Raw genomic sequence first — 26323 nt, 5'->3', positions numbered from 1 at the left:
AGCAAAGCTAACGCGGCGCAGGGTTAAAGCGTGAGACCAAAATGTGCTGTCAGCGCTTTTTTACCGGCGGCGGTGAGTTGTAGCTCACGGCTTTCAAGCTGGCGCCTGAGCCAACCGCGATCGATAAAAGTATTGAGCACAGCCGCACCCAGTGCGCCGCCAAGGTGGGCCTTGCGTTCGCTCCAGTCCAGACAGCCGCAGGCGAAACGCCGCCGTGAACGTGCCGCAGAGCAGTCGATGCCTAACCGGGTTAACGCGGTGTGGCCCGCTTGAGTCAACAGGTAGTCTTCTTCGCCTTCCAGCCAGGCAAGCTGGTGCAGGCGGTCATGCAGTTTTACCGCGATTTCTCCGGCCATATGGTCGTAACAGGTGCGGGCGAATTGCAGGGAAGTCGGAGTAGTGCTTTTCACCACCGGCGTTTCGACACCGGCCAGCGCCATCAGCGTTTCCAGCGCGGTAGCCACCGCCGGGCCGGTCAGGCGGAAATAGCGATAGCGCCCTTGTTTGACGCAGACGATCAACCGCTGTTCTTGCAGGCGCGCCAGATGCCCGCTGGCGGTCGAGGCGGCGACGTCCACCGCCGCGCTCAATTCGGTGGCGGTATAGGCGCGGCCATCCATCAGCAGGCACAGCATGCGTGCCCGCGTACGGTCGGCAATGGCGGCGGTCAGCGCGGTAAGGAGATCTTCAATATCGATGTTATCCATACTTCGAGATTAGACGAAGTATGACTGCAGGGCCAGCGTTAGGATGGATTTTCACACTGGTCCAGTTCAACGGAGAACATCATGACGGTTTGTCCCTATTCCCGTGCTCTTGCTGCCGTTACTTCTGAAGATCCACTCGCTGACTATATGCAGATGATGCCGATGGCATTTCAGCCGAGTTTGCAGAGTTGGGTCGCGGCCTCCCCGGCGGCAGTCCGTGAGATTTTGCACAGTAGCGATTTTGAGGTGCGCCCAGCACATGAACCTATTCCTGCTGCGTTGTTGAATACGCCTGCACAGCCTATTTTCGGTGCTCTGGTACGTATGCAGGATGGTGAACAACATCTCAAACTCAAAGCGGCTGTCCTGCAGACGTTAGCTGCTTTTGATGCGGCGCGGATCGAGAACACCGCATTGACTGTAGCGCAAGAATTGATGCCTTTGGTACCGCCTGACGCAAATCAGATCACCCGTTTTAACTATGCTCTGCCGGTGTGCGTTATCGCTTCACTGCTGGGTGTTCCTGCGGATGAGTGGTCAGAATTAATCGATGATATTCTGGATTTTTCCCGTTGCATTGCGCCAGGTGGTAGTGAGCAGCAGGTGGAAAAAGGGATCCTGGCCGTGGGGCGTTTAACGGCACGTATTGAGGGTTGTAGTGGCCCGTTATGGCTGAGTTTGCAGCATTTATGCGCGATGCAAGGTCTTGATCGTCAGGTAGCAATGGCCAATGCCATTGGCTTGATGTTTCAGGCGTGTGAGGGCACTGCCGGCTTAATCGGCCAGGCTTTGCTGCTGATGCGCAACCATGCGGGAAATGCGCCGCAACTGATTGATAAAGTCTTGTCTGAGACGCCCTCGATTCAGAATACCCGCCGTTTTGCGCTACGAGATACGCAGGTGGCGGGATACCCGATATTGGCTGGGCAGAGCGTTTTGGTGTTGTTGTGTACGGGGGCCGAAAGTTTTGCTTTTGGTGAGGGTGTACATCGCTGCCCGGGGGCGGATTGGGCGAGAATTATTGCGCGGTGCGGCATTCAGCATTTATCGGCATTGGGTATTGATCTGCAACTGCTGCACAACGCCCGTTGGCGGGTTTCGCAAAATGCACGGGTGCCCGAATTTATCTCTGACAGGAGCTCACTATGATTGCGGTAATTTTTGAATTGCAGGCCGCCGACGGCCAGCGCGAAACCTATCTTGAGTTGGCGGCCGAATTGAAACCCCTGTTGGCAGAGATTGACGGGTTTATTTCGATTGAACGCTTCCAAAGCCTGGCCGATCCGCAGCGGCTGCTGTCACTGTCTTTTTGGCGTGATGAAGCGGCAGTACAGCAGTGGCGCAATATCGAGCAGCACCGCGCCGCCCAGAAGCGTGGCCGCCATGGCGTGTTGGCGCAGTACCGCCTGCGGGTGGCGGAGGTGGTGCGCGACTATGGGCTGGATCAGCGGGAGCAGGTGCCGCAGGACAGCCGCGGCTATCACGCGGGTTAAGCCCGCTTTTACACGGGCTATCAGAGCTTGGTACTGAGGCTCAAACTGCGGGGAGACTAGAAAGGCTTGGTCGGCAGATATTTACCGTCGAGGGTGATGACCGCGCGCTCGCCACCGTCTGGATCCGGCACTTTTTTGATATCCAGTTTGAAGTTAATCGCGCTGATAATGCCGTCGCCAAACTGCTCATGCACCAGGGCTTTCAGCGTGGAGCCGTAGATCTGTACCATTTCGTAGAAGCGATAAATGGTCGGGTCGGTCGGTACGCCGCCGGGGATGCTGCCGCGCAGCGGAATGGTTTGCAGCAGGCGAATGGCGTCTTCATCCAGATCCAACTTCTCAGCTACCACGCGGGCGGCCTGTTCCGGCAGCGGATGCTGGCCCAGCAGGGCGGCGGTGACGAACGCCAGGCTCAGGCCGGTGCCCTGGTTAATCGCTTCGAAGGTCAGGTTTTTGCGGATCTTGGCCATCATAATGGTGTCGGTCAGGGTTTCGCGCGGGGATGAGTAGTGCAGTGACTGAGTCATATTGTTTCCTTAATAATGAAATTAAAAGCGTGCTACGGCAGGAGTTGCCGTGACTTCAGGATTCGTGGCCAGCGGAATAAAACGGCGGGTTTCGCCATCCAGCGCTTCAATGCCGCCGCTGGCGATGTCATATACCCAACCGTGCAGCTTCAACCGCCCTTGTTCAAGCGCCAAAGCCACCGACGGGTGGGTTTTGATATTGTTCAACTGGGCGATGACGTTCTCACGCACCATCGAACTGACTTTCTCGTTTTCGGAGGCATGCTGATAAGCCTGATTGACTGCCTTGGCGGAGTCGGCATAACGCAGCCAGTTAGCCACGGTCGGCATATGTTCCAGACACTGGCAGGTGGCGATGGCGGTCATTGCGCCACAGTCGGAATGCCCGCAGATCACGATATCTTCCACCCCGAGCGCGGCGACGGCATATTCCACCGAGGCGGAGACCCCACCGGGTTCCGGGCCGAACGAAGGCACGATATTGCCGGCATTACGGATCACGAACAGGTCGCCCGGTTCGCGCTGGGTAATCAGTTCCGGCACCAGGCGGCTGTCGGAACAGGAGATAAACAGGGTGCGCGGGCTCTGCTGGGTCGCCAGCCGCTGGAACAGTGCCGTGCGTTCGACAAACGCCTCGCGCTGGAACTTCAAGAAACCTTCAATAACCTCTTTCATACTGTCTCCATCTGGGTGCTGTTAAGCGATGGAAGTATCTTGCGCCGCTCTGGCTATAGGGTCTAAGACCCATTTATAATGATTACCATAGGAATTACTAATAGTAGGGGCACTATGCTGTTGCGACATATTCGTTATTTTCTGGCCGTTGCCGAGCAGGGCAATTTCACCCGCGCTGCCGAAGTGCTGCACGTCTCGCAGCCCACGCTGTCACAGCAAATCAAACAGCTGGAGGAAACGCTGGGTACGCCGTTGTTGGATCGCAGTGGCCGTACCGTGCGTCTGACCGATGCCGGTGCGGCCTGGATGCGCTATGCCCGCCTGGCGTTGCAGGATCTGGATGAAGGAGCGCGGGCGATCCATGACGTGGCGACGCTGGAGCGTGGCAATCTGAGGTTGGCAATGACGCCGACCTTTAGCGCCTATCTGGTTGGCCCGGTTATCGATGCCTTTTATCGGCGTTATCCGGGCATATCGCTGAGTATTCAAGAAATGACGCAGGACAGAATAGAGGCGTTGCTGGCAGAGGACCGGTTGGATTTGGGCATTGCTTTCGGCCAGGCGCAGTCGGTAGACATTGAGGCCACAGACCTGTTTAGTGAATCGTTGAATATGGTGGTTGGCGCCGACCATCTTTTGGCCCAACGGCAACACCCTTTGACGGCGGCGGAGCTTGAGCGGCAACCCCTGGCTTTGCTGAGCGAAGATTTTGCTACCCGTCAGTTCATCGACGGTTATTGTCGCCAGCAGAGCATCTGCCCACTGGTGGCGGTAGAGGCTAATGCGATTGGTGCTATCCTCGAGATTGTGCGCCGTGGTCAGCTTGCCACCATTCTACCGGCGGCGATTGCCCAGGCGGATCCGCAGTTGCGATCGGTACCACTTGTCGCCGCTCTGCCGGCGCGTCGGGCGGTATTACTGCAACGTAAAAGCGCTTACCGCAGCGCGGCATCGCAGGCGTTTGTAGCGGTTTTACATCAGCAGGATTTGATGTCGGCACATTCCAACCCGGTATAAAACCGGTTGAATAGGGAGACTTTGATGAAAATGATTTTTCGCGTTGTGACTTTGCTTGTTGTTTCTTTCTGTTCCCTCAACGCTTACACCGCTGAACAAAGCAGTGAAGAGACAGAAAATGTTTTATCCAGGGTTAACAATTTCTCTTTGGGAATGAATGGGTTTGTTGGTATCGGCAGCGTAGGCGAAACCGAGTTAATAAAAATCCTAACCTATCAGGATGCGGGAGCCATTTTCTTGCGTATTGCCAAAAATCCGCAGGCCACGCCAGAAGCGAAACTTTATGCCGCCTGTGGCTTAAAAAAGCTGAATAACAACGACGGCGAAGCCGATTTTACCCAAGAGTGGGATAAACAGGTTTCGGTATTGAAAGGGGATGTTTTAAGGTCAGAAAAGTTTAAAGAGGTTTATTTCAATATCTTAAAACATGGCTGCTGGTGAGCGTATTCATTCCCCCTCAATCCGCCGGAGGGGATTTACTGCCTCCGGCCTCAAGACACCGCGCACTGTCTGGCTTTTTCTGCCACCGCACCATTGCTCAAATTGTCACCAAAACTTCCCGCGATCTCTTATCCCCGTTATGGCATAATGCGCGCCAAATCACATTCCTAATGATATGAAGAGCGAGCGCTGTGTTAAGCACTAACAACATTACTATGCAGTTTGGCAGTAAGCCGCTGTTTGAAAACATCTCTGTAAAATTTGGTGGCGGTAACCGCTATGGTTTGATCGGAGCCAACGGCTGCGGCAAATCCACCTTTATGAAAATCCTGGGCGGCGATCTGGTCCCGAGCGGCGGCAACGTGTTCCTCGATCCGAACGAGCGTCTGGGTAAACTGCGTCAGGATCAGTTTGCTTTTGAGCAATACAGCGTGCTGGACACCGTTATCATGGGCCACCATGAACTGTGGGCAGTGAAAGAAGAGCGTGACCGTATTTACGCTATGGCCGAAATGAGCGAAGAAGACGGCTATAAAGTGGCCGATCTGGAAGTGGCTTACGGCGAAATGGACGGTTACACCGCCGAAGCGCGTGCCGGCGAGCTGCTGCTCGGTGTTGGCATCCCGGTTGAACAGCACTATGGCCCGATGAGCGAAATCGCGCCGGGCTTCAAACTGCGCGTGTTGCTGGCGCAGGCACTGTTCTCCGATCCGGAAATCCTGCTGCTCGACGAACCCACCAACAACCTGGACATCGATACCATTCGCTGGCTGGAGCAGGTGCTGAACGAGCGTAACAGCACTATGGTTATCATTTCGCACGACCGTCACTTCCTGAACATGGTGTGTACTCACATGGCGGATCTGGACTACGGCGAACTGCGCGTGTATCCGGGTAACTACGATGAATACATGACGGCGGCTACGCAATCGCGTGAACGTCTGATGGCGGATAACGCCAAGAAGAAGGCACAAATTAACGAACTGCAGTCGTTCGTCAGCCGCTTCAGCGCCAACGCCTCCAAATCCAAACAGGCGACTTCACGTGCCCGCCAGATCGACAAAATCCAGCTGGAAGAAGTGAAGGCTTCAAGCCGTCAGAACCCGTTCATCCGTTTCGATCAGGACAAAAAACTGTTCCGTAACGCACTGGAAGTGGAAGCACTGACCAAAGGCTTCGACAACGGTCCCCTGTTCAGCAAGCTCAACCTGATGGTTGAAGTGGGCGAGAAAGTGGCGGTGCTGGGCCCGAACGGTGTTGGTAAGTCTACCCTGCTGAAAACCCTGGTTGGCGATGCACAACCGGACAGCGGCAGCGTGAAATGGTCTGAAAACGCGAAGATCGGTTACTACGCGCAGGATCACGAATACGAGTTCGATGACACCCTGACGGTATTCGACTGGATGAGCCAGTGGAAGCAGGAAAAAGACGACGAGCAGGCAGTTCGCAGCGTGCTGGGCCGTTTACTGTTCAGCCAGGACGACATCAAGAAGAAAGTGAAGGTGTTGTCGGGGGGGGAGAAGGGCCGCATGTTGTTCGGCAAGCTGATGATGCAGCGTCCTAACATCCTGATTATGGATGAACCGACCAACCACCTGGATATGGAATCCATCGAGTCGCTGAACATGGCGTTGGAAATGTACGAAGGCACCCTGATCTTCGTTTCCCACGACCGTGAGTTCGTCAGCTCGTTGGCGACCCGCGTACTGGAAATGACACCGACCAAGGTGATCGACTTTACCGGCAACTACGAAGACTATCTGCGTAGCCAGGGCATCGTCTAACTATCCGGTAGGGGCGCTGCATGCGGCGCCTGCAAGATAGCCAGTGATATAGAGGGCGGGAGCGAATATTCCCGCCTTTTTTGTGTCTGCTATTCCCCGCCACATACCTCGCACAGCGGATCCTTCGGCAGTTTCATCTCACGGAACTGCATGGTCATCGCATCAAACATCAGCAGTTTGCCGGTGAGCGGCTGGCCGTATTGCGTCAACAGTTTGATGGCCTCGATAGCCTGCAGAGTGCCGATGGTGCCCACCAGCGGTGCCATCACACCGGCCTCGACGCAGGTCAGGGCGTTGTCGCCGAATAACCGGCTCAGGCAGCGGTAGCAAGGTTCGTCGGCCTGGTAGGTGAAGACGCTCAGTTGCCCTTCCATACGGATCGCCGCGCCGGACACCAGTGGTTTGCGCTGCGCATGGCACAGGCGATTGAGCCGATCGCGTGTGGCCACGTTGTCGGTACAGTCCAGCACCAGATCGTTGGCGGCAATCTGTGCCGCCATCTGTTCATCGTCCAGTTGTCCGTCAACGGCATCAATATGGATATGCGGATTGATGGCGCTCAGCTCGGTACGCGCCGAATCAACCTTCGCCATGCCAATGCGTGCGTCGCGGTGCAGGATCTGGCGTTGCAGGTTGGAGAGCGAAACGGTGTCGAAATCAACCAGCGTCAGATGACCCACCCCTGCCGCAGCCAAATAGGGCGCGGCGGCGCAACCCAAACCGCCCAGGCCGACAATCAGCACCCGTGCGGCTTTCAGCTTTTCCTGACCGTCGAAGTCGAAACCGCGCAGGATAATCTGGCGGTTATAGCGCAATGCTTCGGCATCGGTTAATTCCGGCAGCATGCTTAGCTCCTCAGCAGGGCGTTAAAGGGTTCAATTTCCACTTTTTCACCCACCGCCACCGAGCCGCGATCGCGCTCCAGTACGATAAAACAGTTACCCTGGCTGAATGAACTGAACACGTGCGAGCCCTGATGACCGGTGCTGCTGACTTCCAACTCGCCCTGGGCATTACTGCTAAATACCCCGCGCTGGAAGTCGAGACGGCCCGGCGCTTTCTTCAACGGCGTCAAGGCGCGTGCTTGCAGACGCGGTGGCAACTGCCAGTCGCTGTGACCGGCCAGTTTTGCCAGTAACGGCTGCACCAACTGGTAGAAGGTCAGGGCGGCAGAAACCGGGTTGCCCGGCAGACCGCAGAACCAGGCGTGTTTCAGTTTGCCGAAGGCAAAGGGCTTACCCGGTTTGATTGCCAGCTTCCAGAAGCTGACTTCACCCAGTTCATCGAGCATCTGCTTGGTGTAGTCGGCTTCACCGACCGAAACGCCACCGCTGCTGATCACCACGTCGGCCTGACTGTCCGCCTGCTCGAAAGCGGCGCGCAGCGCTTCTTGATTGTCGCGGATAATGCCCAGGTCTATCACCTCGCAGCCCAACTGTTCCAGCATCAGGCGCACCGCAAAGCGATTGGTATCGTAGATTTGCCCTGCCTGTAACGGCTGGCCGACCGGTTGTAACTCGTCGCCGGTAGAGAACACCGCGACTTTCAGTTTGCGCATCACCTGGACTTCGGCCACGCCGAGCGAGGCCAGCAGCGGCAATTGCGCGGCACCCAGCCTGACGCCTGCGGGCAACACGCCTGCGCCCTGGCGAATATCTTCCCCTGCCAGACGAATATTTTGCCCGGCTTGTACTTCGGCCGTAAAGCGCACGCCTGCATCACTTACCTCGGCCTGTTCCTGCATGATCACCGCTTCGGCGCCTACAGGGACAGGAGCGCCGGTCATAATGCGTACGCAGGTATTGGCCGGCCAGTCGCCATCAAACGGCGCACCGGCAAAGGCTTTGCCCGCCACCGGCAACGGCGCGTTGGCTTGCAAATCCGCCAGGCGCACGGCATAACCGTCCATAGCCGAATTGGCAAACGGCGGTACGTCAATCGGCGAAATGACCGGGGCGGCGGTAATGCGGCCTGCGGCGGCGGTCAGGGCAATGGATTCGGTCTGCTGCAGGGGGGAGAGCTGGCTGAGCATCTTCTCCAGTGCCTGCTCCAGGGAAATGAGATCGGAAGTATGGCAATGATCCATCGGGGGAACTCCGTAATCAGGGTGCGCGATAAATAGCGGCAATGTGGGGGTATTATGAAGGATGCTATGCTGATGTAAACAACAGGAGGCAGTGATGCACAGACAGGTATTAGACTTTTGGTTTGACGAGATCGAACCGGCTTTGTGGTTCAAAAAGGATGATGATTTCGATCGCCTGCTGCATACGCGCTTTGGCCAGATCTGGCAGGCCGCCGCCGCCGGGGAGTTGGCGCACTGGCGAGAAACCATTGAGGGGCGTCTGGCGGAGGTGATTGTGCTCGACCAGTTCAGCCGCAACCTGTTCCGTGGCACGCCGCGTTCATTTGCCAGCGATTGCATGGCGCTGGTGTTGGCACAAGAAGCGATCCGCAGCGGGCAATGTGAGCAACTCAGCAAGGAACAACGGGGTTTTCTCTATTTGCCGTTTATGCACTCGGAATCGGCGCTGATCCATCAGCAGGCGCTGGCGTTGTATACCGAGTTGGATAATGGTGACCAGTTGGAGTTCGAACTGCGGCATAAGGCCATTATTGACCGTTTTGGCCGCTACCCGCACCGTAATGCGATATTAGGCCGCGTCTCAACCCCGGAAGAAGAGGCATTTCTGTTGCTGCCGGGTTCCGGTTTCTAAATATTATCATCTGCGTTCAGCCTGCTAAAAAACAGCAGGTTGAACCTGTGACGGTTAAATATTCAGAGCTATCGGTTATTTCTCAGGATAATAGTTGTCTATCTCCTCGCTGCTTTTACCAAAAATCCCAACCGTTATTTATGGCTTTCTTGCACTGTTATAACTTGCTGTTTTTATTCCATTAAGCTATTTCAATGTGCGAAATAATCTAAGCGGACTACGCTGAATGCTGAGCGTTGACTTAATGCTTTACATAGAATGCAGGGCTAAATATAGTCGGGAAAAGAAAAAATAATTAATTACCAGCCCGGGAACGGTGCGGGATTAACACAGGGTGTCAGGCCTATGAGCAAACCAGTGATTGCCATTCATGGCGGCGCGGGCGCAATTACCCGCTCGGCGCTGAGTGCGGAAAAGGAACAGGAGTATATCCAGGCGTTATCCGGCATTGTTGCCGCAGGTCAGCAGATCCTGGCCCAGGGCGGCAATGCATTGGATGCGGTGACCGAAGCCGTGCGCTTGCTGGAGGAGTGCCCGTTGTTTAATGCCGGCAAAGGCTCGGTGTTTACTCATCAGGGTACCCATGAGCTGGACGCCTGCGTGATGGACGGGCGCACCTGTGATGCCGGTGCGGTAGCGGGCGTCAGCCGGATACGCAACCCGATACTGGCCGCACGCGCGGTGCTGGAAAATAGCCAGCATGTGCTGTTCGCCGGTGAGGGGGCGGAGAAGTTCGCCGCCGCCCATGGGCTGGAAATGGTTGCCCCCGATTTCTTCTTTACCCAACAACGTTTTGACCAACTGCACCGCGCCCAGGCGGAGCAGGGCCGAGTATTGCTCGATCACGATGGCGCTGAGCCGATCGATCCCGACAGGAAGTTCGGTACCGTCGGCGCGGTGGCGCTGGATGCTTTGGGCAATTTGGCGGCGGCGACCTCGACCGGTGGCATGACCAACAAACAGGCCGGTCGGGTGGGGGATACCCCGATCATCGGCGCCGGTTGTTATGCCAACAATGCCACCGTGGCGGTGTCCAGCACCGGTACCGGCGAAATATTCATGCGTGGCGTGTCGGCCTATGACGTTTCCGCGCTGATGGAATACGCCGGTCTCAGCCTGCAGCAGGCCACCGACCGGGTGGTCATGGAAAAACTGCTGGCGATGGGCGGCAGCGGCGGCATGATTGCCATCGACAGTCAGGGCAACGTGGCGCTGCCGTTTAACAGTGAAGGGATGTACCGCGGTTTTGGTTATGTCGGCGATGCGCCGTCCGTAGGGATTTATACCCTATAGCTTTCAAGTTGCAGCTAGGCGGCCAGCTCGCTCATCCCCAGGCGCTTACTTTAGTAAGTAACTGGGGTGAGCGAGCGCAGATAACAACGCTGCAACTTGAGAGATGACGGGTATATCGCTAACCGTTCACCAGGAGGGTACATGACCGAGACCTTAATGCCGCCCACGGCCGAGTCGGGGTTGTGGCTACCGCCGCAGCGCGTACTGTCGGTGCGCGATCTCAGCATTCAGTTTCATCAACAGGGCGACACTCTGGATGCGGTACGTAACCTGTCATTTGATGTTGATCGCGGTGAAACGCTGGCGATCGTCGGTGAATCCGGCTCGGGCAAGTCCGTTACCTCGCTGGCATTGATGCGGCTGGTCGAACAGGGCGGTGGCAACATCGTCAGCGGCAGCATGCCATTGCGTCGGCGAAACGGTGAGCTGCTCGATTTGGCTCGCGCACATTCGGGCACGCTACGCAGGGTGCGCGGTGCCGATATGGCGATGATCTTTCAGGAGCCGATGACCTCGCTGAACCCGGTGTTTCCGGTGGGCGAGCAGATTGCCGAATCCTTGCGCCTGCATCAGGCAATGGACCATCGGGCCGCCAAACAGGCCGCTTTGCAGATGCTCGATCTGGTGCGTATTCCCGAAGCCAAAGACGTGCTTAACCGCTATCCGCATCAGCTTTCTGGCGGCATGCGCCAGCGAGTGATGATCGCCATGGCGCTGTCTTGCAAGCCGGCATTATTGATTGCCGACGAACCCACAACCGCATTGGACGTCACCATTCAGGCGCAGATCCTCCAGCTCATCCGCGTGCTGCAGCAGGAAATGCAGATGGGGGTGATTTTCATCACCCACGACATGGGCGTGGTGGCGGAAATTGCAGACCGGGTATTGGTAATGCGCCAGGGGGAACGGGTGGAGCAGGGGCCGGTGCGTGAGCTGTTTGCCGCCCCGCAACAGCCCTATACCCAGGCCTTGTTGGCTGCGGTGCCGAAGCTGGGTTCGATGGCACAACAAGATTTTCCGGCCAAATTTCCGTTGCCGAACGGGGCGGACAATGGCGGCCCACAGGATACCGTACCGCCCGGTGCGGCACCGATCCTGCGGGTGGAGAATCTGGTTACGCGCTTTGATCTGCGCAGCGGCATCCTCAACCGGGTTACCCGCCAGGTGCACGCGGTGGAAAACGTCAGTTTTGACCTCTACCCCGGCGAAACGCTGGGGCTGGTGGGGGAATCCGGCTGTGGCAAGTCCACCACGGGTCGTTCCTTGCTGAGGCTGGTGGACAGCCAGCGCGGTACCATCACCTTTGACGGTCGCCAGATTAATCAGTTGAAAGGCCCGGCGTTGCAGCATCTGCGGCGGGATATTCAGTTTATCTTCCAGGATCCTTACGCTTCGCTCGATCCGCGCCTGACCGTCGGTTTTTCGATTATGGAACCCTTGCTGGTGCATAACGTGGCGCGCGGCAAGGCGGCGCAAGAGCGGGTGGCGTGGCTGCTGGAGCGTGTCGGCCTGAAACCGGAACACGCACACCGCTATCCGCATGAGTTCTCCGGCGGCCAGCGGCAGCGGATCTGCATTGCGCGCGCCCTGGCGCTCAATCCTAAAGTGGTGATTGCCGACGAATCAGTGTCGGCGCTCGACGTGTCGATTCAGGCGCAAATCGTCAATCTGCTGCTCGATTTACAGCGGGAGTTTGGCATTGCCTTTCTGTTTATTTCCCATGATATGGCGGTGGTGGAGCGCATCAGTCATCGCGTTGCGGTGATGTACCTCGGGCAGATTGTCGAAATTGGCCCGCGCCGCGCCGTGTTTGACAATCCGCAGCATGCCTACACCCGCAAGCTGATGGCGGCCGTGCCGGTGGCCGATCCGGCCCATGCGCATAAGCGCCAGCCGCTGCTGGTCGATGAAATTCCCAGCCCGATCCGCTCGCTGGGTGATGAACCCGTTACCGCACCGCTGGTGCAGGTTGGCCCCGGGCACTTTGTTGCCCGTCATCCGATCGCCGGTGCCTTTTAATGACCTCAGGAGATGCAAGCACCATGAAGCACACATTCAAACGTAAGGCATTGGCGGCCGTCGTGCTGTTGGCGGCAATGGGCGCAGGCCCGGCCTGGGCGGCGAAAGATGCGGTGATCGCCGTCGCGTCCAACTTCACCACGCTTGACCCCTATGATGCCAACGACACGCTGTCGCAGGCCGTGGCCAAATCCTTCTATCAGGGCCTGTTCGGTTTCGATAAGGACATGAAGCTGGTGAACGTGCTGGCAGACAGCTATGAGGTAAGTCCGGATGGCCTGACTTACACCGTCAAACTGCATCCGGGGGTGAAATTCCATGACGGCACCGATTTTAACGCCGAAGCGGTGAAGGTGAACCTGGATCGCGCCAGCAACCCGGACAACCACCTCAAGCGCTACAACCTGTTCAAGATGATCGATAAAACCGACGTAGTGGATGCCACAACGGTGAAAATCGTGCTGAAAGCGCCATTCTCGGCGTTTATTAACAATCTGGCGCACCCGGCGGCGGTGATCATTTCCCCGGCGGCGCTGAAGCAGTACGGCAAAGAGATTGGTTTCCATCCGGTCGGTACCGGCCCTTACCAGTTCGTGACCTGGAACCAGACCGATTTCGTCAAGGTGAAGAAATTTGACGGCTACTGGAAGCCGGGGCTACCGAAGCTCGACAGCATCACCTGGCGCCCGATCGTCGATAACAATACCCGTGCAGCGATGCTGCAGACCGGCGAGGCCACTTTTGCCTTCCCGATCCCATATGAGCAGGCCAAGGTGCTGGAAGGCAATGCCAAGCTTGACCTGGTGGCCGCGCCGTCGATTCTGCAACGCTATATCAGCCTGAATGTCACCCAGAAGCCGTTTGATAACCTGAAAGTACGCCAGGCGCTGAACTATGCCATCAACAAGGATGCGCTGATCAAGGTAGCGTTCTCCGGCTACGCAGTACCGGCGGAAGGCCCGGTGCCGCCGGCGATTGACTTCGCCACCCGTTATAAGCCCTGGCCATACGATCCGGCCAAAGCGCGCGAATTGCTGAAAGAAGCCGGTTATCCGAACGGTTTCACTACCACTTTGTGGTCGTCCCATAACCACAGTACCGCGCAGAAAGTGCTGCAGTTTGCCCAGCAGCAGTTGGCGCAGGTTGGGGTGAAAGTGACGCTGACCGCGATGGACGCCGGTCAGCGTGCGGCACAGGTAGAAAGCGTTGGAGTGAAAGACACCGGCGTGCGTATGTTCTATACCGGCTGGTCCGCGTCGACCGGCGAGGCGGACTGGGCGCTGTCGCCGCTGTTCTCTACTCAGGCAGCACCTCCCAAGCAGTTCAACACCGCGTTCTACAGTAACCCGCAGGTGGACAAGGATCTGACCGGCGCGCTGGCGACCACCGATCGCGCCGAAAAGCAGAAGTTGTATAAGGACGCACAGGATCGTATCTGGGCCGATGCGCCGTGGATCTTCCTGGCGACCGAACGGCTGCTGTCGGCCAATAACAAGCAGCTGAGCGGTTTCTATGTGATGCCGGATACCTCGTTCAACTTTGATAACGCTGACCTTAAATAAGGCGCCAATCCCCGCTCTCACTGAGGGCGGGGTGAGGGGACTCACCCGAGATGCTTAATTATTTTCTGAAACGGCTGCTGGGCCTGATCCCGACGCTGCTGATTGTCGCGGTGCTGGTGTTTCTGTTTGTCCATCTGCTGCCTGGCGATCCGGCGCGGCTGGCGGCGGGGCCGGAGGCCGACGAAGCGGTGGTGCAACTGGTGCGTAAGGATCTGGGGCTCGACAGGCCGCTGCCGCAGCAATTCGTACACTTTTTTGTCAATGCGCTACAGGGGGATTTTGGCACCTCGATGGTCTCCAAACGGCCGGTAAGCGAAGAGATTAGCTCGCGCTTTCTGCCGACCCTGTGGCTGACGCTGACCAGCATGTTATGGGCGACATTCTTTGGGATGGGCATCGGTATGCTGTCTGCCGTTTGGCGCAACCGTTGGCCGGATCGCATTGGCATGGCGCTGGCGGTCTCCGGCATCTCATTCCCCGCTTTTGCGCTGGGTATGCTGCTGATGCAGGTGTTCTCGGTCAATCTGGGCTGGCTGCCGACGGTGGGAGCCGACAGCTGGCGGCATTATATTTTGCCCTCCATCACGCTGGGGGCGGCGGTGGCGGCAGTCATGGCGCGTTTTACCCGCGCTTCGTTCGTTGAGGTGCTGCAGGAAGATTATATGCGCACCGCGCGTGCCAAGGGCGTGCCGGAAACCCTGGTGGTGGTAAAGCATGGCCTGCGTAATGCGATGATCCCGGTGGTCACCATGATGGGGCTGCAGTTCGGCTTTTTGCTCGGCGGCTCGATCGTGGTGGAAAAGGTATTCAACTGGCCAGGGCTGGGCAGGCTGCTGGTCGACTCGGTGGAGATGCGCGACTATCCGGTGATCCAGGCCGAGGTTTTGCTGTTCTCGCTGGAGTTTATTCTGATTAACCTGTTGGTGGATCTGCTGTATGCGGCAATTAACCCGGCGATACGCTACAAATGAGGACGCTGGATGATTAAGCATTGGCGACGCAACGCCGCAATGAAGGCGATGCCGACGATTAACCCTAACGCGGTGCGCACGCCGTGGCATGAGTTCTGGCGGCGCTTCCGCCAACAACGCGTGGCGCTGGTGGCCGGGCTGTTGGTGCTGTTGCTGGTGGTCGCCGCGCTATTGGCACCTTACCTGGTGCCGTTTGACGCGGAAAACTACTTTGATTATGACCGCCTGAACGAAGGCCCTTCGCTGGTGCACTGGCTGGGGGTAGATTCCCTTGGGCGAGATATTTTCAGCCGTATTCTGATGGGCGCCCGTATTTCGCTGGCTGCCGGGGTGTTCTCGGTGCTGGTCGGCGGGCTGATCGGCACACTGCTGGGGCTGCTGGCCGGCTATTACGAGGGCTGGTGGGATCGCATTACCATGCGTATCTGTGACGTGCTGTTTGCCTTCCCAGGCATTTTGCTGGCGATCGGTGTGGTGGCGATTATGGGCAGCGGTATATCCAACGTGATCATCGCAGTGGCCATTTTCAGCATTCCGGCGTTTGCCCGGCTGGTGCGCGGCAATACGCTGGTATTGAAGCACCTGACCTATATCGAGTCGGCGCGCAGCATTGGGGCCTCCGACTGGAACATTATCTTGCGACATATACTGCCGGGGACGATTTCGTCGATTGTGGTGTATTTTACTATGCGTATCGGCACCTCGATCATTACCGCCGCCAGCCTGTCATTCCTCGGCCTGGGCGCGCAGCCACCCACGCCGGAGTGGGGCGCGATGCTTAATGAGGCACGGGCGGATATGGTAATGGCACCGCACGTGGCCATTTTCCCCAGCCTGGCAATATTTATCACCGTGCTGGCGTTCAACCTGCTGGGCGACGGGCTGCGTGACGCGCTGGATCCGAAATTAAAGGGCTAGAATAAAGTTAAATTAATAGCAGTTAATATATCGGGCATTAATCTTTTAATTAACTGTGACATTTCAACGTATTCGGTAATTCAACCGGATACGTTAATTCAATTGTTGTTTTAGTCATATCACTATAATCAATGGTTATTTTTATTTTATTTCTCATGGGGTGGTGTTACCTTGCTTTTCTTAGTGTTTTTATGATTTTTACATGGATGTGTAAATGAAAAACTGCATTATTGTAGCCCTGTGGGTATTTATTTCATTTTCTTTAATCGAGTATTCATCACTGCTAATTATGAAGCCCTGTAATAGCTATGTGGATGTCACAATAGCGGTGATAACAGTGATCGGCACCAAAGCCTTATTAACCTGGTTTGAAGATGTTTATTATTGGTTTACAGGGCGAGAGCGTTAACTGACGGTGTTATCGGGAAGAATAACCGCTTGCGATACTGACCATCGCAAGCGGTTAGGACCGATCACCGGAACAGATGTTCGGCGTGACCTGTGGTGCATATTTGAATGGGCTTACACTGTTCCTTGGTGTTATTACCCGTGCAATAAGCCGTGTTGCTTGCACGAAAGCTAGGGTAGGCGGTACTGATGCCAGTAAAACAACGAACGACGCAAAGCGTTACCATGACGATGGAACGCAGCTTGCTGAGCCGCGCACGAGAGTCGGGTATTAACCTCAGCGCCACGCTGAACGCTGCTTTGGATGCCGAGTTGCGTCAGCATGAGATGAGGAAATGGAAGGAAAATAATCGGGAAGCTATTGAGACACTGAATCGTTTTCATGATGAACATGGCTGTTTCAGCGACGAAAACAGGTCGTTTTAGCGATGTAATTTACGGTAGATGCAAATACAGGAAAAGGTGTTGTTTACCCGCTGCTGCTTGATGTGACAAGCGATATCATCGGGCAATTAAATCGTCGTGTCGTGATCCCCTTATTACCCATTGAAAAGTTCCCGGGTAACACTCACGGAACGTTTGATCCCTGTAGGCAGACTGGTGGATGACAACGAGTACGCCATTATGACTCATGAGATGGCCAGTATTCCCGTTCGTGCCCTGGGCGCTGAATTTTGCGTTGCTTCCCAATACCGGACCGAGGTTAAAGCCGCAATAGATTTTCTTCTCGACGGTATCTGATTAAATCCGGACGGGGTAACCGCCCGGATTTTTCGATCAACGGAACAGATGTTCGGCGTGGAAGCGCAGGTGGTCTTCGATAAAGCTGGCGATGGTGAAGTAGCTGTGGTCGTAACCCGGTTGGATGCGCAGGGTCAGCGGCCAGTCGCGCTGGCGCGCCAGCTCGGCCAGCTTCGCCGGTTGCAGTTGATCCGCCAGGAACTGATCGTCATCACCCTGATCCACCAGCACCGGTATTTTTTCTGCACCGCTCGCCAGCAGGTGGCAGCTGTCATACTGCAGCCACTGGCTTTCGTCGTTACCCAAATAGGCGGCGAAGGCTTTACGCCCCCATGGCACCTGGCAGGGGTTAACGATGGGCGCAAATGCCGACACCGAACGGAAACGCTGCGGATTACGCAACGCCATCACCAGTGCGCCGTGACCGCCCATTGAGTGACCGAAGATCGACTGGCGATCGCTGACGCTGAAATGCTGATTGATCAACGCCGGTAATTCATCGCTGATGTAGTCGTACATGCGAAAGTGCTTGTCCCACGGCGCCTGGGTGGCGTTCAAATAGAAACCGGCACCCTGGCCCAGGTCATAGCCTTCATCATTGGGCACATCGTCACCGCGCGGGCTGGTATCGGCCATCACCAGCACCAACCCCAGCTCGGCGGCAATACGCTGCGCGCCGGCCTTCAGCGTGAAGTTTTCATCATTGCAGGTCAGCCCCGACAGCCAGTACAGCACTGGCGGCGGGTTATCATCGCGCGGGGGCGGCAGATAGATGCTGAAAGTCATGTTGCAATTCAGGCTCTGCGCCGCATGGCGATAACGCTGTTGCCAGCCGCCGAACATACGGTGCTCTTCGAGAAGTTCTAATGACAAGGTCATCTCTGCCTCCTGGCTTATTTTTTGTCGAAGTGAATAACGGAACGGATGGATTTGCCTTCGTGCATCAAATCGAACGCTTCGTTAATCTGCTCCAGCCCCATGGTGTGGGTAATAAAGTCATTCAGCGCGAACTCGCCGTCCATATAACGCTGGACGATGCCCGGCAGTTGCGAACGGCCCTTCACGCCGCCGAAGGCGGAACCGCGCCATACGCGACCGGTCACCAGTTGGAACGGACGGGTAGAAATTTCCTGGCCGGCACCGGCAACGCCGATAATCACCGACTCGCCCCAGCCTTTGTGGCAGCATTCCAGCGCCGAGCGCATCACGTTAACGTTGCCGATACACTCGAAGGAGAAATCAACGCCGCCGTCGGTCAGTTCGACGATCACGTCCTGAATCGGTTTATCGTAGTCTTTCGGGTTAATCAGGTCGGTGGCGCCCAACTTGCGTGCCAGGTCGAACTTGCTAGTGTTGATATCGATACCGATGATACGACCTGCACCGGCCATTTGGGCGCCGATGATGGCCGACAGGCCAATGCCGCCGAGGCCGAAGATGGCCACGGTATCGCCTTTTTGCACTTTGGCAGTGTTGATTACCGCGCCCATGCCGGTGGTGACGCCGCAGCCCAGCAGGCAAACTTCTTCCAGCGGGGCTTCTTTACTGATTTTTGCCAGGGAGATTTCCGGCACTACGGTGTATTCGGAGAAGGTTGAAGTGCCCATGTAGTGGAAGATAGGCTTGCCATCTTTGAAGAAGCGGGTGGTGCCGTCCGGCATCAGGCCTTTGCCCTGGGTCGCACGGATCGCCTGACACAGGTTGGTTTTGCCGGATTTACAGAATTTGCACTCGCCGCATTCCGGCGTGTACAACGGGATCACGTGATCGCCGACCGCTACGCTGGTCACGCCTTCACCGATAGCTTCTACCACGCCGCCGCCTTCATGGCCGAGGATCGCCGGGAACACGCCTTCAGGATCGGCGCCTGACAGAGTATAGGCATCGGTATGGCAGACGCCGGTGGCGACGATCCGCACCAGCACTTCGCCTTTTTGCGGTGGCATCAGATCCACTTCTTCGATTTTCAGCGGCTGGTTCGGGCCCCAGGCAACGGCGGCACGGGTTTTGATCATTTCCATCATAGTCTCCAGTGGTCTATTTTTAATCAGGCTATGTCGATAGCATCAGGTAAATCACAGGCAGTATTTTCAACCGAGAGGGTTTCTGCCTGTTCAATAATTAATTCTTTCAGAGCGCGAACGTTCGGGCCGAAGGCATCACGTCGCCACAGTAACCAGGTGGCAGTTTGGGCGATGTCGTCCGGTAGGGTATGCACTTTTACCCGCTCATGGCCCGGCAGCAGGCTCAGCACTGAATGCGGGATCATCGCCAGCCCGGCGCCGCTGGCGACGCAGGCCAGCATGGCGTGGTAAGACTGGATTTCCATCACCTGGCCCGGCAATACGCCTTCGCGCTTGAACCAGGACTCCAGCCGCAGGCGGTAAGAGCAACTGGCGCGGAAGGCAAACAGCGTTTCGCCCTTGGCGTCTTTGGCGCTGTGGATCGGCAGGTGATCGAGGCAAGAGATCACCACCATATGTTCGGGAAAGGCGATACAGCCATTAAGTTCGTCATACTGTACCGGCCCATCAACCAGTGCCGCCGCCAGCGTACCGGCGCGTACCCGTTCGGTTATTTCGCCGGAGGTACCGGTGGTCAGCGACAGTGATACCTGTGAAAAACGTTGGTGATAGGCTGCCAGTAACGTAGGCAAGCGGGTGGCGGCGGTGCTTTCCATCGAACCTATGGCGAAGTTGCCTGCCGGCTCGCCGGCATGGGTGATGCTCATGGCTTCTTCGCTCAGAGCCAGAATGCGGTTGGCGTAGCAGAGAAAATTATGGCCCATCGGCGAAAGGCGCAGGCGCTGTTTTTCGCGGATGAACAGATCGGTGCCCAGTTCCTGTTCGAGCTGACGCAGGCGGGTGGTCAGGTTCGAGGGGACGCGGTGCAACTGCTCGGCGGCACGGGCGACGGAGCCGGTTTCGGCGACGCTGCAGAACATGCGGAGCTGGGTGAGATCCATTATCTTCTCTTTTCGTGATGAACTTGATGAGTATTATTCAGTTTTTGTGAGTGTAATACTGCGGCATGATACTGGCAACTTTCTTTTAACAGTCTGGATACTCTACATGGCCTTAAGAATTGCCCTAAGTGGCTTTATTGCATTGATCGTAGCCATGGGAATTGGTCGCTTCGCCTTTACCCCACAGGTGCCGCTGATGATTGCCGAGCACCAGTTTACCCTGACCGGAGCCGGGCTGGTGGCTGCCATTAACTACCTGGGTTATCTGTGCGGCGCCTTTGATGCGATGCGCGCCAACCGACATGTTGAACGTCGGCTGTGGCTGGGCGTGTGGGGAGCGGTAATATTGACCTTGCTTTCGGCCTGGGTGCAGGGCGAATGGTGGCACGGCGCCGTGCGTTTCCTGATTGGCTGGGCCAGCGGCTGGGCGATGGTGTTGGTGGCGGCCTGGACTAATGAACGACTGGCTCACTATGGCCGCCCGGCGCTCAGTGCGGCGGTCTTCGCCGGGCCGGGTGCCGGGATTTTTATCAGCGGCATGCTGGCGGTTGGCATTCACAGCCTGGCGCTGACGGCGTCTCAGGCCTGGCTGGTGTACGGCGTGTTGGCACTGGTGTTGATTGGCGCAATCAGCATTAACCTGCCGAAGGCCGGTGAATTGCATCGTCCTGATGTGGCACCGGAGCCTCTGCTGTTGACTCCGGCGCTAAAGCGGCTGGTATGGAGCTACAGCCTGGCGGGCTTTGGCTATATTCTGCCGGCCACCTTTCTGTCGCAAATGGCCGCCGCGCGCTTTCCCGGTAGCGTGTTCGCGCAATTTGTCTGGCCGATCTTCGGTGGGGCCGCGGTGCTGGGTATTGTTATCGGTATCCTGACCCGTCACAAGCTGACCACCCAAACGCGTCTGGCCATGACTCTGTGGGTACAGGCGCTGGGGGTCTTGAGTGCGGAAATCGTGCCGGGGGTCGCCGGACTGGCGTTGGGGGCATTGTTGACCGGCGGTGGCTTCCTCAGCGTGGTGCAACTGTCTATTCAGCACGGCAGGGAGCTGGCACCCAATCATGCGCGTTACATGGCGGGACTGCTGACCACCGGTTATGCGATTGGTCAGTTGGTCGGCCCGACGCTGTCGGCGCTGTCCACCGCCTTGACCCATCGGCTGGAACCGGCGTTATATGTCGCCGTGGTGGCGCTGATCGTTGCCGGTCTGTTGGTGGTGAATACCCCGACGCGTGAGCTGGCACGAAAACCGACGGCGTTGTGATTAAATTCCGTACAAAAAACGTGGAATAGCCGCAGCGGGCCTGATTGTGCTAAATGCGAATATTTCACCTGCTGATGAAGCACAATCGCTGGATAATCCCCTCACTCTCATCTAGAGTGGGGTCAAAATCTTGACCGGGTTCACGTTGCCAATGACGGAAACCTCTGCTGTCAGGAGAGTATGCAATTCACCAGTCTGCTCGGTAAAGCAGCCGGATTGGCGAGTTCAGGTCCGTTGGAGAGATGAAATGACATCATTAAGTAAAGAAGCTGTTCTGGTTCATGCGGCGCTCGAAGAGCGTGGCCTGGAAACCCCGTTGCGTGGTGAAGTGCTGGATCGCGAGACGCGCAAGCGCCGTATTAAAGAGCACATGACGGAAATCATGCAGCTGCTTAATCTCGATCTGTCCGACGATAGCCTGGCGGAAACCCCGCATCGCATTGCCAAGATGTATGTCGATGAAATTTTCTCCGGCCTGGACTACGCGAATTTCCCAAAAATTACCGTCATCGAAAACAAGATGAAGGTAGATGAAATGGTGACGGTGCGCGACATTACCCTGACCAGCACCTGTGAACACCATTTCGTGACTATCGACGGCAAAGCGACCGTGGCCTATATTCCGAAAGATGCGGTGATCGGCCTGTCGAAAATCAACCGTATCGTGCAATTCTTCTCCCAGCGCCCACAGGTGCAGGAGCGTCTGACTCAGCAGATCCTGGTGGCATTGCAAACCCTGCTGGGTACTAATAACGTGGCAGTATCGATTGATGCGGTCCATTATTGTGTTAAGGCGCGCGGTATCCGCGACGCGACCAGCGCCACCACCACCACCTCGCTGGGTGGGCTGTTCAAGTCCAGCCAGAACACCCGTCAGGAATTCCTGCGTGCGGTGCGACATCACGGGTGATGTGGGTTTAAAGAATAAGAACAGGCGCCTGCGGGCGCCTTTTTAATGGCCGGAATACAGCGATAAAATAATGAGCAACCCTTCGACCACACCGCTGCCGCGCATCGCCACTCTGGACTGTGTGCGCGGTATCGCCATCCTTGGCATTCTGCTGCTGAATATCAGCGCCTTTGGCCTGCCGAAGGCGGCCTACCTGAATCCTGCCTATCTGGGGCTGCCGTCATCGCGTGATGCCGGGACCTGGGCGCTGCTGGATATTTTCGCTCAGGCCAAGTTTCTGGCGATGTTTGCCTTATTGTTTGGTGCCGGTCTGCAGATGCTGCTGCGCCGCGGCAAGGGCTGGATACGTGCGCGGCTGTCGTGGTTGGTACTGTTTGGTTTGGCGCATGCCATTTTCCTTTGGGACGGCGATATCCTGCTGGCTTACGGCCTTATCGGGCTGGTGTGCTGGCGGATGATCCGCGATGCCAAAGAAACCTATCAGCTATTGAAAACAGGCGTGGTGCTGTACCTGATCGGAGTCGGGGTGCTGCTGTTACTGGGCTTTATCTCGCACGGAGAGCCGGGCGGTTTCTGGCAGCCCGGCGTAGCGGAACTGCAGTATGAAAAATTCTGGAAGCTGCAGGGCGGCATGGAGGCCTGGCGTAGCCGTACCGATCTGCTCTCGTCCAGCCTGTTGGCGATTGGCGCGCAATACGGTTGGGAGTTGGCGGGGCTGATGCTGTTTGGTGCCGGACTGATGCGCAGCGGTTGGCTGCGTGGCACTTATTCGCCGGGGTACTATCGCCGTCAGGCCGCCTGGCTGATACCGCTTTCATTACTGATCCAACTGCCGGCGGTGGCGTTGCAGTGGCATCTTCACTGGGACTACCGCTGGAGCGGCTTTTTATTGCAGGTGCCGCGCGAACTGGGCGCTCCGCTGCAGGCCATGGGCTATCTGGCACTGTGCTACGGTTTCTGGCCAACGCTGTCGCGGCTGCGCATTGGGCATTGGTTGACGCAGGTCGGGCGCATGGCGCTGAGCAATTACCTGCTGCAAACGCTGATCTGTACCACGCTGTTCTATCGCTTTGGCCTGTATCAACAGTTCGATCGCCTGCAACTGCTGGCGTTTGTGCCGCTGGTTTGGTTGGCTAACCTATTGTTTTCTAACCTGTGGTTGCGTTACTTCGCCCAGGGGCCGGTGGAGTGGCTATGGCGCAAACTGACCACTCTGGCCGCCGGCAACACGGAGCCCAAGGGAGTGAATTGAGATCTGGCGCAGGTAGGTTAAAAAAATGTATGTAAACGTTTTCTTTCCTGTGACGGGATTCACGCAGAGGAGGATGACAAACGGGGTAGGATAGCGCCACTGTCAACTACCCCGACCTCAGGATTTTTCATGGCCTCCTCTGTTCATCCAACCACCATTCGTGACGTGGCGAAGCGTGCGGGCGTGTCCGTGGCGACCGTTTCCCGCGTGCTGAACCACAGCGCCCTGACCAGTAAAGAGACGCGTGAACAGGTGCTTAAGGCGGTGGCTGAACTCGGTTATCGGCCGAACGCCAATGCGCAGGCACTGGCCACTCAGAGCAGCGATACTCTCGGGGTGGTGGTGATGGACGTCTCCGATCCCTTCTTTGGCGCGCTGGTGAAAGCGGTAGACACCGTAGCGCAGCAACACCACAAATATTTGTTGATCGGCAACAGTTATCATCAGGCGGATAAAGAGCGTCACGCCATCGAAGTGCTGATTCGCCAGCGCTGTAATGCCTTGATTGTGCATGCTAAAGCGCTGTGTGATGCCGAATTGATGACTTTCCTCGATCAGGTGCCGGGCATGGTGTTGATCAACCGCATCATTGCCGGTTATGAGCACCGCTGCGTCGGGTTGGACAACGTCAGCGGCGCGGAGATGGCAATGCGTTTGCTGTTGTCGCAGGGGCATCAGCGCATTGGCTATCTGGGCTCCAACCACCCGATCGAAGACGGGCCGCTGCGCCAGCAGGGCTATACGCAGGCGATGGCTGCGGCTGGGCTGATTACGCCGGACAATTGGCGCGCCTATGGTTCGCCGGATCTGCAGGGTGGGGAAGCGGCAATGGTCGAGCTGCTCGGGCGTAACCTGCATTTGAGTGCGGTGTTTGCCTACAACGACGCCATGGCCGCCGGTGCCATGGCGGTGCTGAAAGAAAACGCTATCACAGTACCGCAAAATTTCTCGCTGGTGGGGTTCGACGATATCCCCATTGCACGCTATACCAGCCCCAAACTCACCACGGTGCGCTATCCCATTGTCACCATGGCGACGCTGGCTACCGAGTTGGCCCTGCTGGGGGCGGCAGGCCGGCTGGAGCCACAGGACCGCCATTTGTTCATGCCTACCCTGGTACGCCGCCATTCCGTGGCTCCGTGGCAAATTGAGGCAGCGGTCACTCTCTGAACATTTAATCTTGTGTAACCGTTTTCAATCTGTGAGAAAATTCACAGATTATTAACATCACGCCGTCTATGCTCTAGTCGTTTTCCAGCGCAAAGGCACTTGCCGCTGCTGTTCTTTACCTCGCGCTGGCACCACACTTTTCAGGAATAACATGATTCACGGATGACAGGGAAACTGCCAGGCCCGGTTGTGCACCCGCCACCGGTTACCTTTGGCCTAACACCGAGCAAGACCCTACATAAACCGGAGACACACAATGAATAAGAAGGTTTTCACCCTGGCCGCGACGGCCGCAGCCATGATGTTTGGCGCCGCAGCACATGCAGATACCCGTATTGGCGTCACAATTTATAAATATGACGACAACTTTATGTCGGTGGTACGCAAGGCAATCGAGAAAGACGCCAAGGCCTCTCCGGACGTCACCCTGCTGATGAATGACTCGCAGAATGACCAATCCAAACAAAACGATCAGATTGACGTGTTGATAGCCAAGGGCGTTAAAGCACTGGCGATCAACCTGGTTGACCCGGCTGCTGCCCCGGTGGTGATTGATAAGGCACGCGCAAACGATATTCCGATTGTGTTCTACAACAAAGAGCCTTCCCGCAAAGCGCTGGACAGCTATGACAAAGCCTATTACGTGGGGACCGACTCCAAGGAATCCGGCGTGATCCAGGGGAAACTGATCGAGAAGCACTGGAAGGCTAACCCGAACTGGGATCTGAACAAAGACGGTCAGATTCAGTATGTGTTGCTCAAAGGTGAGCCAGGCCACCCGGATGCTGAAGCGCGTACCACCTACGTGACTAAAACGCTGAACGACGACGGAATCAAGACGCAGGCATTGCAGATGGATACCGCGATGTGGGACACCGCCCAGGCCAAAGACAAGATGGATGCCTGGCTGTCCGGCCCGAATGCCAACAAAATCGAAGTGGTGATTGCCAACAACGATGCGATGGCAATGGGCGCGGTTGAAGCGCTGAAAGCGCACAACAAATCCAGCATTCCGGTATTCGGTGTGGATGCGTTGCCAGAAGCGCTGGCGATGGTGAAATCTGGTGCGATGGCAGGGACAGTACTGAACGATGCCGACAATCAGGCCAAAGCCACTTTTGAACTGGCGAAAAACCTGGCAGCGGGCAAACCGGCCGCCGACGGCACCCAATATAAGATTGAAAATAAAGTGGTGCGCATTGCTTACGTTGGCGTAGATAAAGACAACCTGTCTCAGTTTATCAAGTAAGTTTTGAGATAATACACAATGACCCCGCTTGCGGTGCGCTGAACAGCGCCAACACCAGGAACGCCGCAGGTGGGGCATTTATATTAATATCAAGTCCATACCCTATGAATTTCAAGTTACAGCTAGGCGGCCAGCTCGCTCGGCCCAGGCGCTTACTCAGGTAAGTAACTGGGGTGAGCGACAAATCTGTCGGGAACAGATTTGAACGCTGCTTGCAGCGGCCCCGAAGGGGCAAGACTC

Annotated in this window: 25 protein-coding genes and 1 pseudogene; 18 read left to right on the top strand and 8 right to left on the bottom strand. The window is 56.6% G+C overall.

From position 1 onward, the window contains the following. Positions 1-23: 23 nt before the first annotated feature. Positions 24-707, bottom strand: a complete 684-nt coding sequence (locus tag FCL49_RS07120) for an ArsR/SmtB family transcription factor (protein ID WP_174352965.1) — start codon at positions 705-707, stop codon at positions 24-26. Between the two features lie 81 nt (positions 708-788). Here FCL49_RS07120 and FCL49_RS07115 point away from each other — a divergent pair, with 81 nt between their 5' ends. Then, positions 789-1856 (top strand): cytochrome P450, encoded by a 1068-nt coding sequence (locus tag FCL49_RS07115; protein ID WP_174352964.1) that lies wholly within the window; start codon positions 789-791, stop codon positions 1854-1856. Beyond that, entirely contained in the window at positions 1853-2200 is a 348-nt protein-coding gene (locus FCL49_RS07110) for an antibiotic biosynthesis monooxygenase family protein (RefSeq protein WP_174352963.1), read from the top strand. The genes FCL49_RS07115 and FCL49_RS07110 overlap by 4 nt, the downstream gene beginning before the upstream one ends. Before the next feature lie 56 nt (positions 2201-2256). On the opposite strand, the gene cynS is transcribed toward FCL49_RS07110, so the two are convergent. Both cynS and FCL49_RS07100 read right to left on the bottom strand, forming a co-directional pair. Then, a complete protein-coding gene (gene cynS / locus FCL49_RS07105) occupies positions 2257-2727 on the bottom strand; it encodes a cyanase (RefSeq protein ID WP_012005966.1) in 471 nt (156 codons plus the stop codon). Between the two features lie 21 nt (positions 2728-2748). Further along, the gene (locus FCL49_RS07100) at positions 2749-3402 is read right to left on the bottom strand and encodes a carbonic anhydrase (RefSeq protein WP_174352962.1); all 654 of its coding nucleotides are present in this window, start codon (positions 3400-3402) and stop codon (positions 2749-2751) included. A 114-nt stretch (positions 3403-3516) separates the two neighbouring features. On the opposite strand from FCL49_RS07100, the gene cynR reads away from it, so the two are divergent. The 3 genes from cynR (at position 3517) to FCL49_RS07085 (ending at position 6644) form a co-directional block, all read left to right on the top strand. Beyond that, a complete protein-coding gene (gene cynR, locus FCL49_RS07095) occupies positions 3517-4419 on the top strand; it encodes a transcriptional regulator CynR (RefSeq protein ID WP_174352961.1) in 903 nt (300 codons plus the stop codon). 24 nt (positions 4420-4443) lie between these two features. After that, the gene (mchS3, locus tag FCL49_RS07090; protein ID WP_174352960.1) at positions 4444-4860 is read left to right on the top strand and encodes an MchS3 family protein; all 417 of its coding nucleotides are present in this window, start codon (positions 4444-4446) and stop codon (positions 4858-4860) included. 191 nt (positions 4861-5051) lie between these two features. Then, positions 5052-6644 carry an ABC-F family ATPase gene (locus FCL49_RS07085; protein WP_026142274.1) on the top strand — a complete coding sequence of 531 codons (1593 nt, stop codon included), beginning with the start codon at positions 5052-5054 and terminating at the stop codon, positions 6642-6644. Positions 6645-6733: 89 nt separating this feature from the next. On the opposite strand, the gene moeB is transcribed toward FCL49_RS07085, so the two are convergent. Together moeB and moeA are read right to left on the bottom strand one after the other, a co-directional pair. After that, entirely contained in the window at positions 6734-7489 is a 756-nt protein-coding gene (moeB, locus tag FCL49_RS07080; RefSeq protein ID WP_174352959.1) for a molybdopterin-synthase adenylyltransferase MoeB, read from the bottom strand. Between the two features lie 2 nt (positions 7490-7491). Continuing rightward, positions 7492-8730, bottom strand: coding sequence for a molybdopterin molybdotransferase MoeA (gene moeA / locus FCL49_RS07075; protein ID WP_174352958.1), 1239 nt, complete (start codon positions 8728-8730; stop codon positions 7492-7494). A 94-nt stretch (positions 8731-8824) separates the two neighbouring features. Here moeA and FCL49_RS07070 point away from each other — a divergent pair, with 94 nt between their 5' ends. From FCL49_RS07070 to FCL49_RS07035, 8 genes and pseudogenes are all read left to right on the top strand, one after another. Beyond that, entirely contained in the window at positions 8825-9361 is a 537-nt protein-coding gene (locus tag FCL49_RS07070; RefSeq protein ID WP_135315789.1) for a DUF924 family protein, read from the top strand. Between the two features lie 345 nt (positions 9362-9706). After that, positions 9707-10654 carry an isoaspartyl peptidase/L-asparaginase family protein gene (locus FCL49_RS07065; protein ID WP_174352957.1) on the top strand — a complete coding sequence of 316 codons (948 nt, stop codon included), beginning with the start codon at positions 9707-9709 and terminating at the stop codon, positions 10652-10654. 141 nt (positions 10655-10795) lie between these two features. Next, a complete protein-coding gene (locus FCL49_RS07060) occupies positions 10796-12673 on the top strand; it encodes a dipeptide ABC transporter ATP-binding protein (RefSeq protein ID WP_174352956.1) in 1878 nt (625 codons plus the stop codon). Positions 12674-12696: 23 nt separating this feature from the next. Further along, positions 12697-14235 carry a glutathione ABC transporter substrate-binding protein GsiB gene (gene gsiB, locus FCL49_RS07055; protein WP_174352955.1) on the top strand — a complete coding sequence of 513 codons (1539 nt, stop codon included), beginning with the start codon at positions 12697-12699 and terminating at the stop codon, positions 14233-14235. 50 nt (positions 14236-14285) lie between these two features. After that, on the top strand, positions 14286-15206 hold the full coding sequence (gene gsiC / locus FCL49_RS07050) for a glutathione ABC transporter permease GsiC (RefSeq protein ID WP_174352954.1): 921 nt from the start codon (positions 14286-14288) through the stop codon (positions 15204-15206). A gap of 9 nt (positions 15207-15215) precedes the next feature. Beyond that, a complete protein-coding gene (gsiD, locus tag FCL49_RS07045; protein ID WP_174352953.1) occupies positions 15216-16124 on the top strand; it encodes a glutathione ABC transporter permease GsiD in 909 nt (302 codons plus the stop codon). 597 nt (positions 16125-16721) lie between these two features. Next, positions 16722-16958 (top strand): type II toxin-antitoxin system CcdA family antitoxin, encoded by a 237-nt coding sequence (locus tag FCL49_RS07040; RefSeq protein ID WP_174352952.1) that lies wholly within the window; start codon positions 16722-16724, stop codon positions 16956-16958. A 50-nt stretch (positions 16959-17008) separates the two neighbouring features. Further along, positions 17009-17273, top strand: a pseudogene (locus FCL49_RS07035) (CcdB family protein). Between the two features lie 36 nt (positions 17274-17309). Here the strand turns inward: FCL49_RS07035 and fghA are convergent. The 3 genes from fghA to ptrR are packed head-to-tail and all read right to left on the bottom strand — an operon-like array spanning position 17310 to position 20238. Next, entirely contained in the window at positions 17310-18152 is an 843-nt protein-coding gene (gene fghA / locus FCL49_RS07030) for an S-formylglutathione hydrolase (RefSeq protein WP_174352951.1), read from the bottom strand. Positions 18153-18166: 14 nt separating this feature from the next. Continuing rightward, positions 18167-19294, bottom strand: a complete 1128-nt coding sequence (locus tag FCL49_RS07025; protein ID WP_012005990.1) for an S-(hydroxymethyl)glutathione dehydrogenase/class III alcohol dehydrogenase — start codon at positions 19292-19294, stop codon at positions 18167-18169. A gap of 26 nt (positions 19295-19320) precedes the next feature. Then, positions 19321-20238, bottom strand: a complete 918-nt coding sequence (ptrR, locus tag FCL49_RS07020; protein ID WP_174352950.1) for a putrescine utilization regulator PtrR — start codon at positions 20236-20238, stop codon at positions 19321-19323. Positions 20239-20344: 106 nt separating this feature from the next. Between ptrR and FCL49_RS07015 the strand changes: the two genes are divergently transcribed. The 5 genes from FCL49_RS07015 (at position 20345) to mglB (ending at position 26083) form a co-directional block, all read left to right on the top strand. After that, positions 20345-21502 carry a YbfB/YjiJ family MFS transporter gene (locus FCL49_RS07015; RefSeq protein WP_174352949.1) on the top strand — a complete coding sequence of 386 codons (1158 nt, stop codon included), beginning with the start codon at positions 20345-20347 and terminating at the stop codon, positions 21500-21502. Between the two features lie 247 nt (positions 21503-21749). Beyond that, positions 21750-22412, top strand: coding sequence for a GTP cyclohydrolase I FolE (gene folE, locus FCL49_RS07010; RefSeq protein ID WP_153857423.1), 663 nt, complete (start codon positions 21750-21752; stop codon positions 22410-22412). A 70-nt stretch (positions 22413-22482) separates the two neighbouring features. Further along, the gene (gene yeiB, locus FCL49_RS07005) at positions 22483-23664 is read left to right on the top strand and encodes a DUF418 domain-containing protein YeiB (protein ID WP_302479844.1); all 1182 of its coding nucleotides are present in this window, start codon (positions 22483-22485) and stop codon (positions 23662-23664) included. A gap of 129 nt (positions 23665-23793) precedes the next feature. Then, positions 23794-24834, top strand: a complete 1041-nt coding sequence (gene galS, locus FCL49_RS07000; protein WP_174352948.1) for an HTH-type transcriptional regulator GalS — start codon at positions 23794-23796, stop codon at positions 24832-24834. Between the two features lie 256 nt (positions 24835-25090). Then, positions 25091-26083: a galactose/glucose ABC transporter substrate-binding protein MglB gene (mglB, locus tag FCL49_RS06995; RefSeq protein WP_012005996.1), complete on the top strand. Its 993-nt coding sequence runs from the start codon at positions 25091-25093 to the stop codon at positions 26081-26083. Positions 26084-26323: the final 240 nt, after the last annotated feature.

The sequence above is a fragment of the Serratia proteamaculans genome (genome assembly GCF_013337185.1).
Lineage (GTDB): Bacteria > Pseudomonadota > Gammaproteobacteria > Enterobacterales > Enterobacteriaceae > Serratia > Serratia proteamaculans_D.
The sequence above is the reverse complement of the archived record's forward strand: the minus strand, read 5'-3'. Positions and strand labels throughout refer to the sequence as shown.

Coding starts and splice junctions, on each gene's coding strand:
- FCL49_RS07100 (WP_174352962.1), bottom strand. CDS start 3,402: ATGAAAGAGGTTATTGAAGGTTTCTTGAAGTTCCAGCGCGAGGCGTTT.
- FCL49_RS07065 (WP_174352957.1), top strand. CDS start 9,707: ATGAGCAAACCAGTGATTGCCATTCATGGCGGCGCGGGCGCAATTACC.
- gsiD (WP_174352953.1), top strand. CDS start 15,216: ATGATTAAGCATTGGCGACGCAACGCCGCAATGAAGGCGATGCCGACG.
- cynR (WP_174352961.1), top strand. CDS start 3,517: ATGCTGTTGCGACATATTCGTTATTTTCTGGCCGTTGCCGAGCAGGGC.
- cynS (WP_012005966.1), bottom strand. CDS start 2,727: ATGACTCAGTCACTGCACTACTCATCCCCGCGCGAAACCCTGACCGAC.
- FCL49_RS07110 (WP_174352963.1), top strand. CDS start 1,853: ATGATTGCGGTAATTTTTGAATTGCAGGCCGCCGACGGCCAGCGCGAA.
- moeA (WP_174352958.1), bottom strand. CDS start 8,730: ATGGATCATTGCCATACTTCCGATCTCATTTCCCTGGAGCAGGCACTG.
- FCL49_RS07060 (WP_174352956.1), top strand. CDS start 10,796: ATGACCGAGACCTTAATGCCGCCCACGGCCGAGTCGGGGTTGTGGCTA.
- gsiB (WP_174352955.1), top strand. CDS start 12,697: ATGAAGCACACATTCAAACGTAAGGCATTGGCGGCCGTCGTGCTGTTG.
- mchS3 (WP_174352960.1), top strand. CDS start 4,444: ATGAAAATGATTTTTCGCGTTGTGACTTTGCTTGTTGTTTCTTTCTGT.
- folE (WP_153857423.1), top strand. CDS start 21,750: ATGACATCATTAAGTAAAGAAGCTGTTCTGGTTCATGCGGCGCTCGAA.
- mglB (WP_012005996.1), top strand. CDS start 25,091: ATGAATAAGAAGGTTTTCACCCTGGCCGCGACGGCCGCAGCCATGATG.
- gsiC (WP_174352954.1), top strand. CDS start 14,286: ATGCTTAATTATTTTCTGAAACGGCTGCTGGGCCTGATCCCGACGCTG.
- FCL49_RS07025 (WP_012005990.1), bottom strand. CDS start 19,294: ATGGAAATGATCAAAACCCGTGCCGCCGTTGCCTGGGGCCCGAACCAG.
- galS (WP_174352948.1), top strand. CDS start 23,794: ATGGCCTCCTCTGTTCATCCAACCACCATTCGTGACGTGGCGAAGCGT.
- yeiB (WP_302479844.1), top strand. CDS start 22,483: ATGAGCAACCCTTCGACCACACCGCTGCCGCGCATCGCCACTCTGGAC.
- FCL49_RS07040 (WP_174352952.1), top strand. CDS start 16,722: ATGCCAGTAAAACAACGAACGACGCAAAGCGTTACCATGACGATGGAA.
- FCL49_RS07015 (WP_174352949.1), top strand. CDS start 20,345: ATGGCCTTAAGAATTGCCCTAAGTGGCTTTATTGCATTGATCGTAGCC.
- fghA (WP_174352951.1), bottom strand. CDS start 18,152: ATGACCTTGTCATTAGAACTTCTCGAAGAGCACCGTATGTTCGGCGGC.
- ptrR (WP_174352950.1), bottom strand. CDS start 20,238: ATGGATCTCACCCAGCTCCGCATGTTCTGCAGCGTCGCCGAAACCGGC.
- moeB (WP_174352959.1), bottom strand. CDS start 7,489: ATGCTGCCGGAATTAACCGATGCCGAAGCATTGCGCTATAACCGCCAG.
- FCL49_RS07120 (WP_174352965.1), bottom strand. CDS start 707: ATGGATAACATCGATATTGAAGATCTCCTTACCGCGCTGACCGCCGCC.
- FCL49_RS07070 (WP_135315789.1), top strand. CDS start 8,825: ATGCACAGACAGGTATTAGACTTTTGGTTTGACGAGATCGAACCGGCT.
- FCL49_RS07115 (WP_174352964.1), top strand. CDS start 789: ATGACGGTTTGTCCCTATTCCCGTGCTCTTGCTGCCGTTACTTCTGAA.